The following is a 17141-nucleotide window of genomic DNA, read 5'->3' on the forward strand; positions in this document are numbered from 1 at the left end:
GCGGGACGGTTGCTGCCGTTCACCTCGACGGCTCAACGGCACAGCAGCCCGACAATTTCGGCCGCCGACCCGGTGTGGAATTTCCGAATCTTCGGAAGAAGTGAATGGTCCCATCAACCCATCGGCATGCAGGGGCTCTTTTCATAAAACCCTTGCGCAGCAGGCGACTTCATGGGTCAACCGCGCGCAGCGTTGGAGTGAATTGAGCAAAAGACCGCGTTCTCCGGTTTCTTTGCGGCCCTTTCCCTCGTTTACGGCCACGTAGGTCATGGTGCGGGCCGTTCATACGGTGCTCGCGCGGTTTAGGCCGCCATTCGGGCATGACCGCAGTGAAGGGAAAGAACGTGAAGCACAACAAGACCGTCACCGTCGCCGCCGGTGCGCTCATGGCCTTTGGAATGGCCGCCCCCGCCATGGCGGACACGGGCGCGGAGGCCTCCAGCGTCGGTGCCTCGGGTGTAGCGGCAGGCAACGTGGTCCAGCTGCCCACCCATGTCCCGGTCAACCTCTGCGGGGATTCCGCGAACGTCATCGGTCTGCTGAACCCGGCGTTCGGCAACAGCTGCTCCCACGCCAACTGAGGTAGCGCACTCACCATCCGGCTGTGCCGGGGTCGGCCTCGCACGTCCCGAGCGGTACCGAGGTCGGCTTTCACTACAAGCAGGAAGACTACGAGATTGCGACAGACCCTGAGCAGGGGAATGGTCGTGGCCGCCGCCGCGACCAGCGTCTGGTCCCTGTGCGGCTCCGCTGCCTTCGCCGACGCGGACGCCGGCGCACAGACGACGGACGCGTCCGGCGTGCTGTCGGGCAACAACGTGCAGGCACCGATCCATCTCCCGGTGAACGCGTGCGGCAACACGGTGAATGCCGCCGCCTTGCTGAACCCGGCGTTCGGCAGCAGCTGCGACAACGGTTCGGATTCCGGTACGTCGACGTCGTCGATGTCGGGTGCCACGGCGGAGAGTTCGTCGGACGGTGCGTCCGGTGTGCTGTCGGGTAATACGGTGCAGGCGCCGGTTCATCTGCCGGTGAATGCGTGTGGCAACTCGGTGGATGTGATCGGTGCGCTGAACGGCGCGTCCGCGAACGAGTGTGTCATTGGTTCGGATTCCGGTACGTCGACGTCGTCGATGTCGGGTGCCACGGCGGAGAGTTCGTCGGACGGTGCGTCCGGTGTGCTGTCGGGTAATACGGTGCAGGCGCCGGTTCATCTGCCGGTGAATCTGTGCGGCAACACCGCGAACGTGGTCGGTCTGCTGAACGGCGCGGCCGCGAACGAATGCGGCACCGCTTCGGGCTCCGCCACGTCGTCGACCTCGGGGGCCACGGCCGGCAGCTCGACGGAGGGTGCGTCCGGTGTGCTGTCGGGCAACACCGTGCAGCTGCCGATCCACCTTCCGGCGAACGTGTGCGGCAACACCGTGGACGTCGTCGGGGTGCTGAACCCCGTCACCGAGGCCGACTGCGCCGACGACTCCATGGCCACCCCGCCGACCAACACCCCGCCCACGACGACGCCGCCGACGACCAACCCGCCGGCTACGAACCCCCCGGCCACCAACCCGCCGGCGACCAACCCGCCCGCCGCGAACCCGCCGGCGACCAACCCGCCCGCGGCCAACCCCCCGGCCACTCCGCCCGTGACGACTCCACCGGCGACGGTCCCCCCCGGCACCCCGCCCGTCGACACGACGCCCACCGAGCCGACGCCCACCGGCACCGTCACGGACGACGACCCGGCGCCGGCCGATGACAGGGTCGTGGAGCAGGACCAGCTCGCCGCCACCGGCGCCGGCGAGAGCGCGCTCGCGGCCGCCGCCGGAGCCTCGCTGCTGCTCGGCGGTGCGCTGCTGTACCGGCGCGGACGGGTCGCCGCGGGCCGCTAGCGCGGCATCGGCGGCTCGCGCCACGCGGCACAGGACAGCCCCGAGGCCGGGAAGAGGCGTTACGACCTCTTCCCGGCCTCGGTGTGTTCGCTTACAGGACCGGACCGGCCGGATCACCGGATCGTCCCGACCACGGGACCGTCCCGACCACGGGGCCAGCCGTAGCGTGGGCCGGGAGCGTTGGGCAGTTAGGTGTAATTGGTGCATATCACCTCATTGGCCGAGCAACCTGCCCGTATCGCCAGGCGTTGAGCTACACGCCGTGGCATTCCGCCCCGGTGTTGTGTCACAACCCCCAAGGAGCACCTCTTCCATGTCGCGTATCGCGAAGGGCCTGGCCCTCACCTCCGTTGCCGCAGCCGCCCTGGCAGGCACCGCCGGCGTCGCCGCCGCCGACAGCGACGCGCAGAGCTCGTCGGTCAGCTCTTCGGGCGTCCTCGCGGGCAACACCCTGCAGCTGCCGATCCACCTGCCGATGAACGTGTGCGGTAACACCGTGGACGTCATCGGTCTGCTGAACCCCGCGTCCGGCATCGTCTGCCAGCACTGACGTCGAGCCCGGCGCGCAATGGCCGTCCTCCCGAACGGGGAGGGCGGCCATTGCGCTTCGGTCACCCCGCCGACGTCCCTCGTTCGAGGGATCGCCCGGCAGGGTGAGGAAGGGGCGGGTGCGTTCCGAAACGCCGGTACGGTTCCGCGGTGACCTCAACCTCAAGCGGCGCGGGCGCCGTCCGCATGGCTGATCTCGGCACGATCGCCGTCCTGGCCTGGAGCGGTGAACAGCCCGAGGGACAGGGGGACTTGGCTTGTCTGCTCGCCTATTCGCTGGGTGACGCGGAAGGCGGCCCGGACGCCACCGCGGCGGCCGTACGCAGACTGCTCGAGGACCACGGCCTGCCGATCGGCGGCCCGGTCGTCGACGGCACCCGGCGACAGGCCCTGCCTGTGGGTCTCCTCGTCGAGGCGGGCCAGGCCGTCGTCACCCTGCCGAACCTCACGGCCCAGTGCACGGTTCCGCCGCAGTGGCTCTCCGCGGTCGAGCGGCGCGGGTACGCCCACTTCGTCTTCACCGCCCGCGCCTGGCCCGATGCGGAGCCCGGCAGGGCGGTCGACCCGCAGGCCCTGGCCGCGTTCGCGGGCGACGAGGAGACGCTCCTGGACGCGGCGCACTGTCTGCTCCCGGCACGCGGCCTGCGCGGCTGACGCCGTCGGAGGGTGCGCGCAAAGCCCCCGGTGGCCGTGGCCACCGGGGGCTTTCGAGTCTCTGTCGACGTCAGCGTCGATGCCGGCTGACGGATGCCGGCTGACGGATGTCAGCCGATCGTGCCGGCGTTTCCGAAGGCCGGGTTGAGGGCGCCGACGACGTTGGCGCTGTTGCCGACGGCGTTGACCGGCAGGTGGAGCGGGGCGCCCACCACATTGCCGGCGGCGACGCCGGACGAGCCGACCGACTCGGCCTGGGCACCCGCGTCGGCCGCGGCCAGACCGGCTCCGCCGAGGGCCGCGGCACCCGCTCCGACGGCGACGGCGACAGCCTTCGCGATGCGAGACATCATTCTCCTTAGTGGTTCGTCGAGTGCGGCCGCGCGTATCGCCGCCGCACCTGCCGTTCAACGCCGGGTCCGAGGGCCGGTCACGCCGCCAGGTCCTCCGTCACCCGTTCACCGTCTTCGTCCGTTTACCGTCTTCGTCCCCTCACCGTCTTCGTCTGTTGGCGCCTGTGTCTCAACCGCTGGTTGAACGTGGCGTGGCAGTGCCGTCCGAGGTCGCTTCCGGTTTGCTGCGGAGGAGCTCGCGGGCCTGTTCCGCGGCGCGGGCGGTGCTCTCGGAGACGAAGTCGAGGAAGCGGGCGATGTTCTCCAAGCGGGTGGCGGCGGGGGTGCCCGGGACGAGGACGCGGACGCCCTGCCGTGCGGTCTCGACGAGTTGGGCGATGCCGCGGGCGCTGGCCAGCATCGACTCGTACCAGACGTCGTCGTCGACGACGTAGCGCTCGCGGCGGCGTTCGCCCTGTTCCCGGCGCACCATGCCCTGGCTCTCGAGGAACGCGATGGCTTTGGAGATGGACGCCGGGCTGACCTGGAGGCGCTGGACGAGTTCGGACGCGGTGAGGCTGCCGGAGTCGGTGAGGGTGAGGCAGGCCATCACCCGGGCCATCATCGTGGGCATGCCCGAAGCCATCATGACGGTGGTGAAGGCCTCCTCGTATTCGCGCACCGCTTCGGCGTCGCGCCCGTAAGCCTGCTCCGGCGCCTCCGCCCCCCGGGGCGCGACCTGCCTGCGTCGGTGGGCACGGCGTTCGGTGGCGCGGTGGGCCAGGTCGGCGCGGTAGGACGTGGGGCCGCCGTTGCGCATCACCTCGCGCGTGATCGTCGAGGTCGGACGATTCAAACCTCTGGCGATCTCCGCGTAGGCGAGGCCGTCGGCCAGACCCAGCGCGATCCGCCGGCGTTCCTGTTGGGTGAGCCTGCCTCCCGGCATCGCGATCTCCTTTGTGCCCCTCGGCGGTCCTTGGTTCCTCGACTATAGCGTTCATTCCCAGTCCATTGCAATGGCTGGGGTGGTTGTCGTTGCGTTAAATTCGAGGCTGTTGCAACAATCTCATGGCTTTTACCTGCACTTATTAAGAGTTGACGCAACGAACTTGTTGCGGGGCATTGGAATGCAACGTAGCGTTTCCATCGTTCGAAACGACGAGTCACGGGAGAGCATCATGCAGACGTTCGACACTCCGGCCCCGGTTTCCGCCGTCCTGGACATCCCCGCGGGCCGTGTGCGGTTCATCGCCGGCGACCGGGCCGACACCACGGTGGAGGTCCTGCCCGTGGACGGCTCGAAGGGCCGTGATGTTAAGGCTGCGGAGCAGACCACGGTGGAATTCGGCGAGGGTGTGCTGCGGGTCGAGGGCCCGGCGGCGAAGAACCAGCTCATCGGGCCGTCCGGTTCGGTCGAGGTGACCATCGAGCTGCCCGCCGGTTCCCGCATCGAGGCGAAGACGGCCGGCGCCGCATTGCAGGGCGTGGGACGGCTCGGCGATGTCGTCTTCGACGGCGCGCTCGGCCAGGTCACGCTCGAGGAGGCCGCGAGCGCCCGCCTGGCCGTCCTGGCCGGGGATGTCGTGGTCGGCCGGCTGGGCGGCCCCGCGGAGATCAGCACCCAGAAGGGGGACATCCGCATCGACCAGGCCGTGCGCGGCACGGTGACGCTGCGCACCGAGCACGGCGAGATCTCGGTCGGCGCCGCCGCCGGAGTCTCCGCTGCCCTGGACGCCGGCACCTCCCACGGCCGGATCCACAACGCACTCAGCAACACCGACGGCCCCAACCCCCAGCTGACCATCCACGCCACCACCGCCTACGGCGACATCACCGCCCGCAGCCTCTGACACGCCTTCCGGCCCGGCAGTCCTCATGACCCGGCAGCCTGCGACAAGGAGCATCCTCATGACCACCCCGGCCATCGCAGCGAACGGGCTGCGCAAGTCCTACGGCGACAAGACCGTCCTGGACGGCGTAGACCTGACCGTCCCGCAAGGAACGGTCTTCTCCCTGCTCGGCCCGAACGGCGCCGGCAAGACCACCGCCGTGAAGATCCTCTCCACGCTCATCACCGCCGACGGCGGCCAGGCCCAGGTCGGCGGACACGACCTGGCCACCGACCCGCAGGCCGTGCGCGCCGCGATCGGCGTCACCGGACAGTTCTCCGCCGTCGACGGCCTGATCACCGGTGAGGAGAACATGCTCCTCATGGCGGACCTGCACCACCTCCCCAGGCACCAAGGGCGGCGGGTCGCCGCGGAACTGCTGGAACGCTTCGACCTGGTCGAGGCCGCGAACAAGCCCGCCTCCACCTACTCCGGCGGCATGAAACGCCGCCTCGACATCGCCATGACCCTGGTCGGAAACCCGCGCATCATCTTCCTCGACGAACCCACCACCGGCCTGGACCCCCGCTCCCGCCACAACATGTGGCAGATCATCCGCGAACTCGTCACCGGCGGCGTGACCGTCTTCCTCACCACCCAGTACTTGGAGGAAGCCGACCAGCTCGCCGACCGCATCGCCGTACTCAACAACGGCACGATCGCCGCCCAGGGCAGCGCCGAGGAACTCAAGCGACTCATCCCCGGCGGCCACGTCCGGCTCCGCTTCACCGACCCGGCCGCCTACCAGGGCGCCGCCACCGTCCTGCGCGACGCCACCCGCGACGACACGTCACTGGCCCTGCAGATCCCCTCCGGCGGCAGTCAGCGCGAACTGCGCTCCATCCTCGACCGGTTGGACTCCGCCGGCATCGAGGCCGACGAACTCACCGTGCACACCCCCGACCTCGACGACGTCTTCTTCGCCCTGACCGGCGCCACCCAGACCACCCACCAGCCCAACCAGCCTGAGGAGGCTGTCCGATGAGCGCCCCCCTGGCTCCCGCCCGCCCGACCCGGATCTCCCTGGCCGTGCGCGACTCCTCCACGATGCTGCGCCGCAACCTCCTGCACGCCCGGCGCTACCCCTCCCTCACCCTGAACCTGCTGCTCACCCCGGTCATGCTGCTACTGCTGTTCGTCTACGTCTTCGGCAACACCATGAGCGCGGGCATCGGCGGCGGCGACCGCTCCGACTACATCGCCTACCTCGTGCCGGGCCTGCTGCTGATGACCATCGGCAGCACCACCATCGGCACCGCCGTCTCCGTCTCCAACGACATGACCGAGGGCATCATCGCCCGCTTCCGCACCATGGCCATCCACCGCGGCTCTGTGCTCGTCGGCCACGTCATCGGCAGCGTGCTGCAGTCCATCATCAGTGTCATCCTCGTCGGCGCCGTCGGCGTGGCCATCGGCTTCCGCTCCACCGACGCCACCGCCCTGGAATGGTTCGCGGCCTTCGGACTGCTCACCCTGTTCGCCCTGGCACTCACCTGGATCGCCGTCGGCATGGGCCTGATCAGCCCGAACGCCGAGGCCGCCAGCAACAACGCCCTGCCGCTGATCTTCCTCCCGCTCATCTCCAGCGCCTTCGTCCCCATCGACGCGATGCCGAGCTGGTTCCAGCCGATCGCCGAATACCAGCCCTTCACCCCCGCCATCGAGACCCTGCGCGGCCTGCTCCTCGGCACCGAGATCGGCCACAACGGATGGCTCGCCGTGGCCTGGTGCCTGGGCCTCGCGGTACTCGGCTACCTCTGGTCGACCTCCAAGTTCAACAACGACCCGAAGTAACCGCCATGACAACGCGGGCAGTTGTCCCGCGACTCGTCCCACTCGAGGGCGGCGTGCACCGACACAGCGTCGGCGCACGCCGCCCCGTCCGCGTCATCGGCCGCCCGCCCATGCACACGGGGCCGCCTGACCGGCCATCCGGCAGACCGCACGCCGGCCATCCCCGCCCGTACGGCCAACTCCGCACGTTCGCTGTCTACTCATGGGTAGCTTTCTGTTGGCCTGCCGTCCATTCTTGGTCGTGACCATGACGAGTTGAATCCCGTCTCGTACGAGAGAAGGAGCGAGCATGGCAAGACGCGGTGTACGTCAGCGGATTGCGGCGGTATCGGTCGCGGCGGTCCTCGGGTTGGGAGTACCGGTGGTTGCCGCGGGACCGGCCGCAGCGGCACCGGCGGCAAGCGTCACAACGGCCGCCGCCGCGGCCGACGTCGACTACGCCACCTGGCAGAGCGACGTACGCAAGGTCATCGACCAGGCGCTGCCGTACGTCCAGCAGCGTACGCAGAACACTTCAGGGCAGAAGCTCGCGATCGTCTTCGACATCGACAACACCACGCTGGAGAGCGACTTCCACCCCTGGTACCAGCTGCCCACCCCGGCGGTGAAGCCGTCGCTGGAGCTGGCCACGTACGCCAAGTCCCGTGGTGTGAACGTCTTCTTCATCACCGCGCGGCCGGGCATCATCTACAGCCTGACCAAGTCCAACCTGACATCGGTGGGTTACCCCCTCGACGACCTCTATGTCCGTGATCTGCCGGACCTGTTCGCGGAGGTCGGCGCGTACAAGACGGCCAAGCGCACGGAGATCGAGGCCAAGGGCTACACGATCATCGCCAACGTCGGCAACAACACCACCGACCTGGTGGGCGGCCACGCGGAGCGCACCTTCAAACTGCCGGACTACGACGGCCAGTTGTCCTGAGTCAGTGGGACTTCGCGGTGGCGACGCCGGTGCGGCGCGCCACCGTGACGGTGAAGGACCCGGCGCCGGGCGCTACTTGAGGTCGCTCGCCTTGATGTAACCGGAGTTGACCAGCACCTGCTTGTAGTTGGTCCGGTCGACGCTGACCGGCTCCAGCAGGTACGCCGGGACGATCTTCTTGCCGTTGTCGTAGGTCTTGGTGTCGCTGATCACCGGCGAGTTGCCGTGCAGCACCGAGTTGACCATGTGCGCGGTGACCAGGGCGAGCTTGCGGGTGTCCTTGTAGACCGTCTCCGACTGCTCGCGATCGATGATCGCCTGCACGGACGGGGTCTCGGCGTCCTGCCCCGTCACGAGCGGCAGCGGCTTGGCGTCGGTGCCGTAACCGTCAGCCTTCAGCGCGTTGATGATGCCGATGGACATGCCGTCATACGGAGAGAGGACCGCGTCCAGCTTGGCGTCGGAGTACGTCGAGGAGAGCACCTTCGCCATACGCTTCTGGGCGAGGCGGCCGTCCCACCGCAGGGTGGTGAGGTTCTTGAAATCGGTCTCGCCCGACTTCACTACGAGCTGGCCGCTGTCGATGTACTCCTGCAGGACATCCATCGCGCCTTTGAAGAAGTACTTGGCGTTGTTGTCGTCGGCGGAGCCGGCGAACAGCTCGATGTTGAAGGGGCCCTTACCGCTGCCGTTGACCAGACCCAGCTGCTCCACGATGTACATCGCCTGGAGCTGGCCGACCTTCAGGTTGTCGAAGCTGGAGTAGTAGTCGACGTCCGGCGTGTTCATCGGCAGACGGTCGTAGCCGATGACGGGAACGCCGGCGTCCTCCGCCTTCTTCAGCACTCCGCCCAACACGGTGCTGTCGACCGCAGCGATCACCAGGACGTCCGCGCCGCCCTGGATCATGTTCTCCAGCTGCTCGATCTGCGTCTTGGAACTGTTGTTGGCGTACTTCAGGGTCGTGCTGTAGCCGTACTGCCGCAGCTCGCTGACCATGTTGTCGCCGTCGTTGATCCACCGCTGGGAGGTCTTGGTCGGCATGGCGATACCGACTGTCGCGTCGTCCGTGCTGCTGGCCCCCTCGCTGTCGCCGCCGCTGCAAGCGGCGAGGGAGAGGGAGAGAGCCGCGGCTATGGCCGCAGCGGCAGTGGTGCGGGCGCGCATCGTCATCGTTCCTAACAAAAACGGTTATTCAGCCGGCCGTCGGGATGGCGACCGGTTACCCGGACGTGACGCACCGCCCGGGAGTAACGCTACTCACCGGTTCCCGGTGAGCTGGTACTGGCGTCGGACAGGACGGTATGTGGTTGCGACCGGGCCCTCGGCCTTCTCCGCGCACGAGTGGACCGGGTTGACCGGCCCGAACGAGCACGGTCCTCGAACGTGGAATGCCGGGCAGCGTACCTCGAAGCACATAATCACCACATCCCCCGTCCGCGAGCTTCATGGTCACGAAGAGGAGTCGTTCCTGGGCGGGGCGTGGCGAAAACCTCCCTCGGTAATCGGGCTTGAGAGGGTGTGTTCGGTTTACGGAGGGGCGCAAAAGGGGGAAAGGGAGCGCCTGACACGTGACAGGGCTCACGTAACGATTGGAATACACGGAGCGGTGCCGAACGCACCCCGGATGCCCCCGTGATGGACCACACCGGGCAATCGCGACGAGGAACCTCGGGTCGCCGGTCATCTGGTCCCCGTTCCCCAGCTCTTCGCGTGCGCTGAGCGTGCGTGGCGTTCCCGCCGGCGGTCCGACGTGTGCTCACGCGTACCGGCGACGGCCGCCGCCGCAGTGGGTGGAGCGGCCGCAGTGGGTGGAGCGGCCGCAGTCGGGGGAGCCGCCGCAGCCGGTTGGGCCGTCACGGCCGGTCGGGCCGCCGCGACCGGTGGCTCCATGGGCGTGCCGCTCAGTTCGTGCCGCCACAGGATGTCGGCGACACGCTGGACGGCGGCCGTCAGGTGCCGGCGGTAGGTGCTGAGGGGCAGTCCGAGCTGCCGGGCGGCCGCCTCCTGGGTGGGGGTGGCCTCCACATAGGTCGCCATGAGGGCGCGGTGCCGTTTGGCCCCGCCGCGCTCCTCGAGCAGCGCGTCCACGGCCCGTACCAGGACGTCCCGCAGACTCCCGCCGCTGTTGGCCACGGCGCGGCTGCGCAGCAGCGGACTGGCGGCCAGTTCCTCGGGCCAGCGCAGCGCGCGCAGCGCGTCCCCCACCGCGGTGTCGAACTCCGGACGGGACAGCACCACGAGTTCCTCCTGCTGCCGCGAAGAGCGCGCCGCGGCCCCGGTGTCACCGGCGACCAGAGCGTCACTCTTGTCCGCCAGCCAGGACGTGACCGGATTTGTGCGCCAGTCGTGCGTGAACAGCCGGTAGGAGTGACCGCCCACGACGGGTCCGCCGGCGACCGGCGGCATGTCGATCCGGGTCAGATGGGTGTCCCAGAACCCGTCGTCCCGCATCACCACGAACGAGTGCGCGAGCCGGTCGGACCGGATGATCTCCCCGGTCGAGCGCCACCGGATCAGGTCCATCACCGGGGAAGGCCGGTGGTACGCGGGCGGATGCACATGGAAACGCGAGACGCCCAGGTGCTCCCCGGCGCGCGGCGGTTCGGTCGAGCGGGCATGGGCCCAGGCGGCCGCCACCACCGGGTCGACGTCCTCGCCCTCCGGGCCTTCGAGCCGCAGCCAGGCCGAGGCGGCAACGATGTCATCGTTGCGGGCGCCGCGGTAGACACGGAACGCCTCCGGCTGTCTGTCCAGCCAGAACGCTGCGATCGCTGCGGACTCGGCGCCCTCGGCCTCGTGCACCAACTCGAGCACGCGCTCCCGGTCGGTGGGGTGGTACGGCAGGTCCCGCACCCGGGCCTCCGGGAGCCATGCGTGGGCGTGGGCCATCAGCCCGTTGTTCCGGTACAGGTACAGCAGCGCGCCCACCGCCTGCACCATCCGCGCGGCGGGCGCCGCCCGGACCCGGTCGAGCAGGTACTCGTGCATCCGCCGGTGCAGGGCCGCGAACCCATCTGGGTCGCGCCAGCGCAGATCGGCAGCCAGCACTTCCCGCACCACGTCGTGCGGGAACAGCCCGGAGGGGCCGGACTCGACGAACGGCTGGGTGCGCAGCCAGGCGAACAGTTCGGCTGCGTGCTCGCCCAACATCGCCCGCAGCAGCGCCTCGGAGGTGACGTGGGCGTGGGCGCACACCTCGAGCGCCGTGCGGTGCGCGGGAGACGGCAGATCGCTCACCAACTGCGGCAGTAGCGTCGCCATCACGTCCTCGGCGGGCGAGCGGTCCGGCGTACGCGGCGTCCGGCGCCCCTCCTGCCGTACGGCGACCGCCGCCGCCAGCGCCAGGGCCAGTGGGTGGCCGCCGGTGAAGGACAGCAGTGCGCGGTGTGCCGCGGCCGGCACCCCGCGGGCCCGTAAGAACGCGGCGGCCTCGTCCGGCGCCAGGTTCCGTAAGGTCACCACCCGCAGCAGGTCCGCCCAGCCGGGATCGGCGACCCAGCGCGGATCGGGCGGCACACGTCCGGCGACCACCGCGATCGAGTCCATCGGCAGCCGGGGCAGGAATTCCTCCCACAGCCAGCCGTTCAGGTCGTGACAGCGTTCGAAGGTGTCGATCAGGAGCACCGAACCCGGCTCCCCCGCCGCCTTCCCCGCGGCCTGGACGAAGTCCTCCGGCGTCGGTCCGCCCCGGCCGTCCACCGTGACCACCAGCCGCCCCGTGCGCCGCGCCTCCAGGGCGAACCGGCGCAGCAGCGTCGACTTCCCTATCCCGCCGGGTCCGTGCAGATACAGCACGGGCGGCGCGCCGGGCTCACCCGCCAGGGCGGACCGGAACAGCGCCTGCTCCACCGTCCGCCCGACGAACGCCCGGTCCCGCGCCACGGTCACCCGGTCGCCCAACGAGCCACCGCCGCCCCACGGATCCATGAGTCCCCCCGAATATCCGCGTACACCCGCCGTACATCGAACTCCCGTACGGCCGGTCACAGTACGGCGGACCCGAGGAGCCGGTGGAAGGGTTGGATCGCGTGTCGCTATGACATCATTCACGCCCTCACCGATGAACCCGGGGGCCCACCGGACTGGTCTGAGCAGAGGTGAGCTGTGAGTGGCCTGGAAGCGAGCGGTCCGCTCGGGCGATGGTGACGTCGACGGGTGGCCCTGGTGGTTCGGGGAAGACCCGTGAGCCCTGCCCCCGGCATCCCCCGGCTAGGGGCAGGGCCCTGCTGCGGAGCGGTGACCGACCGGTGCCGGCCGGTCCGCACGACGACACGGGCGAAGGAGTGCCGTGCGGGCCGGTGGGCCGCCGGCCGTACCCCTTGCACGAGTTCCGAGCGGGCTCCGGGCGCCGGCCCCACCGGGCGTTGCTCACCCCCGCGTCCCATGGTGGACATCGACGGCCGAGGCGCTACGAAGTCCGGGCCGGGTGCAGCCGGGTTTCCGCCGGCGCTGCTCGTCACCTCTCCTGCGTGGGTGCCTTCTTGTTGCGGAGCAGGACGACGACGGTGCCGCCGACCACCACCAGGCCAATGGCGACTCCGGCGATCAGCGGGGTCGCGTTGGAGCTGCCCGTCTCCGCGAGATCGGTGCCGGTGATCGCGGTGCCACCCGCCGACGCCGGGCTCGGCTCACTCAGCGTCTGCGGGGAGTCGCCCGCGGTCGCGCTCTGCGTCTTGCAGTCGAGGACGCCCTTGAACCGCTTGGCCGCTCCGTTCGGGCCGGCGATCGTGAAGTCGTAGGCCTGGTCTTCCTGCAGCGGCACCGGCACCGTCGCCGTGCTGCCCGCGGCGATCGTGTGCTTCACGCCCATGAGCTCGAACGTGAACGGCTCGTCGCCCGGGTTGGCCGCCGTGATGTCCACCCGGCCCTCGGCGCAGTTCCGCTCGGCGGACAGTGCGGGTATCGCTCCCTCGGCGGCCCAGTTCGCGGTCGCCGTCGCGGTGACCGTCGACTCACTGGAGCCGGCGAGGATCTGAGTCTGGCTGCGCGTCTCCGAGGCGAAGGCCCGGCCCACCGGCACCGTGGTCGAGGCCTGCACGGTGAGCGAGGCGGCTCCGTCCGCCGCGTCCGCGGGGATGTCGAACCACAGCTGCCCGCCGTTCCCCGTCGTGGTCACCGGACGGCCGTTCCTGTCGACGATCTCCACTCCGGTCACGGCCGCGTCCGCCGGCGGTTTCACCGTCACCGTGTCCGCGTCCGTGTACACCGTGACCGGGCCGAGCCGATCCCCGGCGAGCCCCGCGACCGCTGGTGAGCCGAGCGTCAGCGAGGCACGGGGTTCCGCGACAGCCTTCGCGTTCTTCTGCAGATAGTCGGCCAGTTGTTCCGCCGCGGGGCTTACGGCCTCCACGTCCGCGCCGTCGGAGTACCGCCAGATCGCCACCTGTGTGCCGGCCGCCGCGTCCTGCTCGGTGAGGCCGCGCGCACCCGCCTTCTTGGCCAGCGCCGCCAGATCGTTGACCTGCGGATAGGAGTTCCGCAGGATCCAGTGGATCTTGCCTGCGTCCGGGTTGTCGTTCAGGGACGTGCCGCTCCACGGCGTCTCGTGGTACTTGGCGTCCTTCTGCGTCGGGCTGTGGATGTCGATGCCGTAGGCCTGCAGCATGCCCCCACCGTCCACGGACATCTCGAACAGCCCAGCGGAGAGCTGCCTGTCCACGCCGTTGTCGTGAATGACCGCGGGGCCCGCGGTGGTGAGGTTGCCGACCGTGGCGGTCGCTCCGGCCTGCTGTTGCGGGGAATCGTCGGCGACGGCCGCGCCCGCGGTGGCGAGCGCCCCCGCCACGGCCGCCCCGGACATCAGGGTGGCGGCGGCGAGACGAGCGAGCCCACGCCCGGACAACGCAGTTGACAGCACAAGAATTCCCTTTCGAGCAGGACCGGTTACGTGGGGCGGTCCCACCAGCAGCATCAGATGCCTCAAGAGCTATGCCCGGCATCCTAAATACGAGGTGCAATTGGCTCCCCGGTCATCCCTTCAGACGACCGAACCGACTCGCAATCGTTATGGCCACCTCGGTTTCGAGTCAGACTTGTCGACAAATCGGCGTGCATTCACGCCTGTCTGACCTCACGTCACCAGAGCCGCTGCCGCCTCAGGTTGGGGAGCCGTCTCGAAATCCGGCTCGGGGCGGGAGTCGGCCGACTGCGCGGACTCCGCCTTGTTCGCGCGCCGGAACGCCGAGGTACCGCGCGCCAGGTCATGCCCGATCGTCACCGCCTCGATGTCCGCAGAGAGCCAGTTCTGCTCCCCGCGCTGCTCGTTCCGTACCTTCAGCCGCCCCTGGATGACGACCGGGTCACCCACCGTCAGGGACGCGGCGGCGTTCGTCGCCAGCTGCCGCCAGGACCACACCGTGAAGAAGTTGGTGTGCCCGTCCACCCATTGGTTCTTCTCCCGGCTCCAGTGCCGGGCACGCGCCGCGACACGGAACCTCGTGGACGCTCCCGATGCGAACTCCTGGAACACCGGCGGTGTGGCGACATTGCCCACCACGGTCACCATCGTCTCGTTCATAAGAACCCCTCCCTGACCCATCGCGGGCGGATACGTCTGTGCGATCTCAGTGATCTTTGTGACCTGTTCGGTCCGTGCGGTCTGTCGCGGCGAGCGGTGCGTTCGCCGCGCTCGCCGTGACCCCAGACTGCCTCCGCCGCGGCGAACCCGCTGAGCGCTGTGCATGACCGGCCGGTTGGGGAAAACTCCGCCACCCGGAGGAGGGAAATGGATGCCGGGACATGAGCTGCGAGGCAGAGCCCCGCGAGGATGTGCTTGGGGCTGAGCCCTGCGAGATGTGCTTGGGGCCTGAGCCCTGCGAGATGTGCTTTGGGGCCTGAGCGAGCGTGCCGTGGCGCGGCAGGCCGAAGATGCGCGGAGGGATCCACGTCCGCCACTGCACCTTGTGGTCCTCGCCCTGCGCGGGGAGCCTTGTGGCCTGGCCCCCGTGAAATGAGCTTTGCCCCGCGAAATGAGCTTTGAGGCGAGCCCCGCGAAATGAGCTTTGTGGCACGAGGCCCCGCGACACGAAGTCCACGGGGCCTCCTCACCCCACCGGGCCCGCCGCCCCCGTCAGCCGGACGTACTGCTCGCGGACCTCGCCGTACCGCAGCAGCTCGGCCGCCACCGGATCCAGCACCCGGGCCCGCCCGCACGAGGCCGCCGCCTCCCGCAGCCGCCGCTCGGCCTCGAGCCCGTACCGCCGCGCCGGCCCGCGCACCGCCATCCTGCTGGCCCACTCCACGGCCGGCCCACCGACGATCCCCGCCGCCATCAACAGCGCGGGCACGCCGAGGTTGGGCGCCAGCACCCCGACGACCTGCCCGAGCAGCCAGAGCCCGCCGACGATCTGCAGAAGCGTCATGCAGCCCTGTGCCAGCACCGCGACCGGCCACCAGCCCGGCCGTGGCGGGCGCCCCGGGGGAACCGCGGCCCGCGCGGCCAGTTCGTCCAGCGCCTCGGGCAGCCCCTGCGCCCCGCGTACCGCCGCCTCGCGCACCGCCTGTGCCCACGGCGTCGGCAGCCCCGCCGCCGCCCGGTCGGCCACCGTGCGCACCGCCTGTTCGACGCGCTGACGCGCCGTGGGCTCCTCGTCCGCGGGCACCCGGGTGAGCAGCCGCCCGGTGGACGGCTCACGCCGCTCTTCGAGCCAGTGCCACAGCCGCAGCCAGGGCGAGCCGCACGCACGGTTGGCGTTGCGCCGCCATGCCCGCTCGGCGGCCTCGCCCGCCGCCGAGGCGCCCACGGCGTCCGCGAGCCGGTCGGTGAACTCGGTGCGCGCCTCCTCGCTGAGTCCTTCCTGCCGCCCGGTGGCATAGAGATGGCGCAGCCCTGCGGCGGCCGCGTCCAGGTCGGCGGAGATGCGCCGCGCCGCGGCTCCCCGCTCACCCACGAACTGACCCAGCAGCTCCCGCAGTTCGGCAACCCCTTCGCCGGTGAGCGCGGACAGCGCGAGTACCGTGGCGCCCGGCTCGCCGTACTCGCCCAGTGCCATGCCGTCCTCGTCGAGCAGCCGCCGCAGGTCGTCGAGGACCTGCTCGACGGCCTCCTCGGGAAGCCGGTCCACCTGGTTGAGCACGACGAAGGTGACCTCCGCGTGTCCCGCCAAAGGCCGCAGATAGCGCTCGTGCAGCACGGCGTCCGCGTACTTCTCCGGGTCGACGACCCAGATCACCGCGTCGACGAGGGCCAGAATGCGGTCCACCTGTTCCCGGTGCTGGGATGCGGCGGAGTCGTGGTCGGGCAGGTCGACCAGGACGAGTCCGCGCAGTTGCGACTCCGCCTCCGCGCTCTGCAGCGGGCGGCGGCGCAGCCGTCCGGGAATGCCGAGCCGGTCGATGAGGCTCCCGGCCCCGTCGCTCCAACTGCACGCGATGGGAGCCGCGGTGGTCGGCCGCCGTACCCCGGCCTCCGAGATGGCCACCCCGGCGAGCGCGTTGAAGAGCGTCGACTTGCCGCTCCCGGTGGCGCCCGCGATGGCGACGACGGTGTGCTGCCCGGACAGCCGGCGCCGCGCCGCCGCCTCGTCCAGGACCCGGCCCGCCTCGGCGAGCGTCTTGCTGTCCAGCCGGGTACGGGAAAGGCCCACCAGTTCGCGCAGGGCGTCGAGCCGGGAGCGCAGCGGCCCGTCGTAGGCGAGGTTGGCCGGTGGCTCCGGGAACGGGCGGAGCGGCGGGGCGACCGTCTCGGTCGGCTCGGTGACCCGGCGGGCGATCAGCCCGTCGTCCCAGACGCCCTCGGACTCCGGGCCGAGGACGCTGTCCGTGCCCTTGCCGGCGCCGCTGTCGTCGGTGCCGTCGGCGTCCTTCTCGAGGTGCGTGGCCGCGGGACCTGAACCGGAGCCGGAGGAGCCGGAGTCAGAGCCGGAGCCGGAGCGGGAGTCGTCGGCGAGTTTTGAGCCGTCCCCGCCAAGCGGGCGGTTCTGGAGGGGGCGCTCTTCTTCCGGCAGGGAGGGGGCGGTCCGGGAATCGTCGTCCACGCGCGCGTGCCCCTCGGCACGGGCGTGTCCGTCGGTCCGCGCGTGCCCGTCGCCCTCGTTCCCCCCGCCGTTTCCCTCCCCGTCCCCGGTGTGATCGGTGTGATCCGTGTGGTCAGTGACGGCGGTCACCG

General features: G+C 70.2%; 15 protein-coding genes. 8 read left to right on the plus strand and 7 right to left on the minus strand.

Translation table 11 applies throughout. The features are described 5' to 3' along the window. Positions 1–320 precede the first annotated feature (320 nt). The 4 genes from EF387_RS24735 (at position 321) to EF387_RS24750 (ending at position 3092) form a co-directional block, all read left to right on the plus strand. Positions 321–581 (plus strand): chaplin, encoded by a 261-nt coding sequence (locus EF387_RS24735; protein ID WP_128378800.1) that lies wholly within the window; start codon positions 321–323, stop codon positions 579–581. 96 nt (positions 582–677) lie between these two features. After that, on the plus strand, positions 678–1889 hold the full coding sequence (locus EF387_RS24740; RefSeq protein WP_128378801.1) for a chaplin: 1212 nt from the start codon (positions 678–680) through the stop codon (positions 1887–1889). 313 nt (positions 1890–2202) lie between these two features. Continuing rightward, positions 2203–2439 carry a chaplin gene (locus EF387_RS24745; protein WP_128378802.1) on the plus strand — a complete coding sequence of 79 codons (237 nt, stop codon included), beginning with the start codon at positions 2203–2205 and terminating at the stop codon, positions 2437–2439. 149 nt (positions 2440–2588) lie between these two features. Further along, positions 2589–3092: a DUF5949 family protein gene (locus tag EF387_RS24750; protein ID WP_128378803.1), complete on the plus strand. Its 504-nt coding sequence runs from the start codon at positions 2589–2591 to the stop codon at positions 3090–3092. 110 nt (positions 3093–3202) lie between these two features. Here EF387_RS24750 and EF387_RS24755 read toward each other — a convergent pair whose 3' ends face one another. Together EF387_RS24755 and EF387_RS50090 are read right to left on the minus strand one after the other, a co-directional pair. Continuing rightward, on the minus strand, positions 3203–3442 hold the full coding sequence (locus tag EF387_RS24755) for a chaplin (RefSeq protein WP_128378804.1): 240 nt from the start codon (positions 3440–3442) through the stop codon (positions 3203–3205). Between the two features lie 172 nt (positions 3443–3614). Beyond that, on the minus strand, positions 3615–4370 hold the full coding sequence (locus tag EF387_RS50090; RefSeq protein ID WP_128378805.1) for a GbsR/MarR family transcriptional regulator: 756 nt from the start codon (positions 4368–4370) through the stop codon (positions 3615–3617). A gap of 232 nt (positions 4371–4602) precedes the next feature. Between EF387_RS50090 and EF387_RS24765 the strand changes: the two genes are divergently transcribed. From EF387_RS24765 to EF387_RS24780, 4 genes are all read left to right on the plus strand, one after another. Then, on the plus strand, positions 4603–5274 hold the full coding sequence (locus EF387_RS24765) for a DUF4097 family beta strand repeat-containing protein (RefSeq protein WP_128378806.1): 672 nt from the start codon (positions 4603–4605) through the stop codon (positions 5272–5274). 58 nt (positions 5275–5332) lie between these two features. After that, a complete protein-coding gene (locus tag EF387_RS24770; RefSeq protein WP_128378807.1) occupies positions 5333–6298 on the plus strand; it encodes an ATP-binding cassette domain-containing protein in 966 nt (321 codons plus the stop codon). Next, positions 6295–7107 carry an ABC transporter permease gene (locus tag EF387_RS24775; protein WP_128378808.1) on the plus strand — a complete coding sequence of 271 codons (813 nt, stop codon included), beginning with the start codon at positions 6295–6297 and terminating at the stop codon, positions 7105–7107. Before EF387_RS24770 ends, EF387_RS24775 begins: the two co-directional genes overlap by 4 nt. Positions 7108–7396: 289 nt before the next feature. Beyond that, positions 7397–8032: an HAD family acid phosphatase gene (locus EF387_RS24780; protein ID WP_128378809.1), complete on the plus strand. Its 636-nt coding sequence runs from the start codon at positions 7397–7399 to the stop codon at positions 8030–8032. Positions 8033–8104: 72 nt separating this feature from the next. Here EF387_RS24780 and chvE read toward each other — a convergent pair whose 3' ends face one another. From chvE to EF387_RS24805, 5 genes are all read right to left on the minus strand, one after another. Next, positions 8105–9205 carry a multiple monosaccharide ABC transporter substrate-binding protein gene (gene chvE / locus EF387_RS24785; RefSeq protein WP_128378810.1) on the minus strand — a complete coding sequence of 367 codons (1101 nt, stop codon included), beginning with the start codon at positions 9203–9205 and terminating at the stop codon, positions 8105–8107. 510 nt (positions 9206–9715) lie between these two features. Then, the gene (locus EF387_RS24790) at positions 9716–11962 is read right to left on the minus strand and encodes an ATP-binding protein (RefSeq protein WP_128378811.1); all 2247 of its coding nucleotides are present in this window, start codon (positions 11960–11962) and stop codon (positions 9716–9718) included. Between the two features lie 529 nt (positions 11963–12491). Beyond that, a complete protein-coding gene (locus tag EF387_RS24795) occupies positions 12492–13835 on the minus strand; it encodes a TQXA domain-containing protein (protein ID WP_128378842.1) in 1344 nt (447 codons plus the stop codon). Positions 13836–14105: 270 nt separating this feature from the next. Continuing rightward, positions 14106–14552: a single-stranded DNA-binding protein gene (locus EF387_RS24800; RefSeq protein WP_128378812.1), complete on the minus strand. Its 447-nt coding sequence runs from the start codon at positions 14550–14552 to the stop codon at positions 14106–14108. Positions 14553–15078: 526 nt separating this feature from the next. Continuing rightward, positions 15079–17139 carry a YfjP family GTPase gene (locus EF387_RS24805; protein WP_128378813.1) on the minus strand — a complete coding sequence of 687 codons (2061 nt, stop codon included), beginning with the start codon at positions 17137–17139 and terminating at the stop codon, positions 15079–15081. Between the last annotated feature and the right edge of the window lie 2 nt (positions 17140–17141).

Origin of the sequence: Streptomyces cavernae, from assembly GCF_004023625.1 — a bacterium.
Taxonomy (GTDB): domain Bacteria; phylum Actinomycetota; class Actinomycetes; order Streptomycetales; family Streptomycetaceae; genus Streptomyces; species Streptomyces cavernae.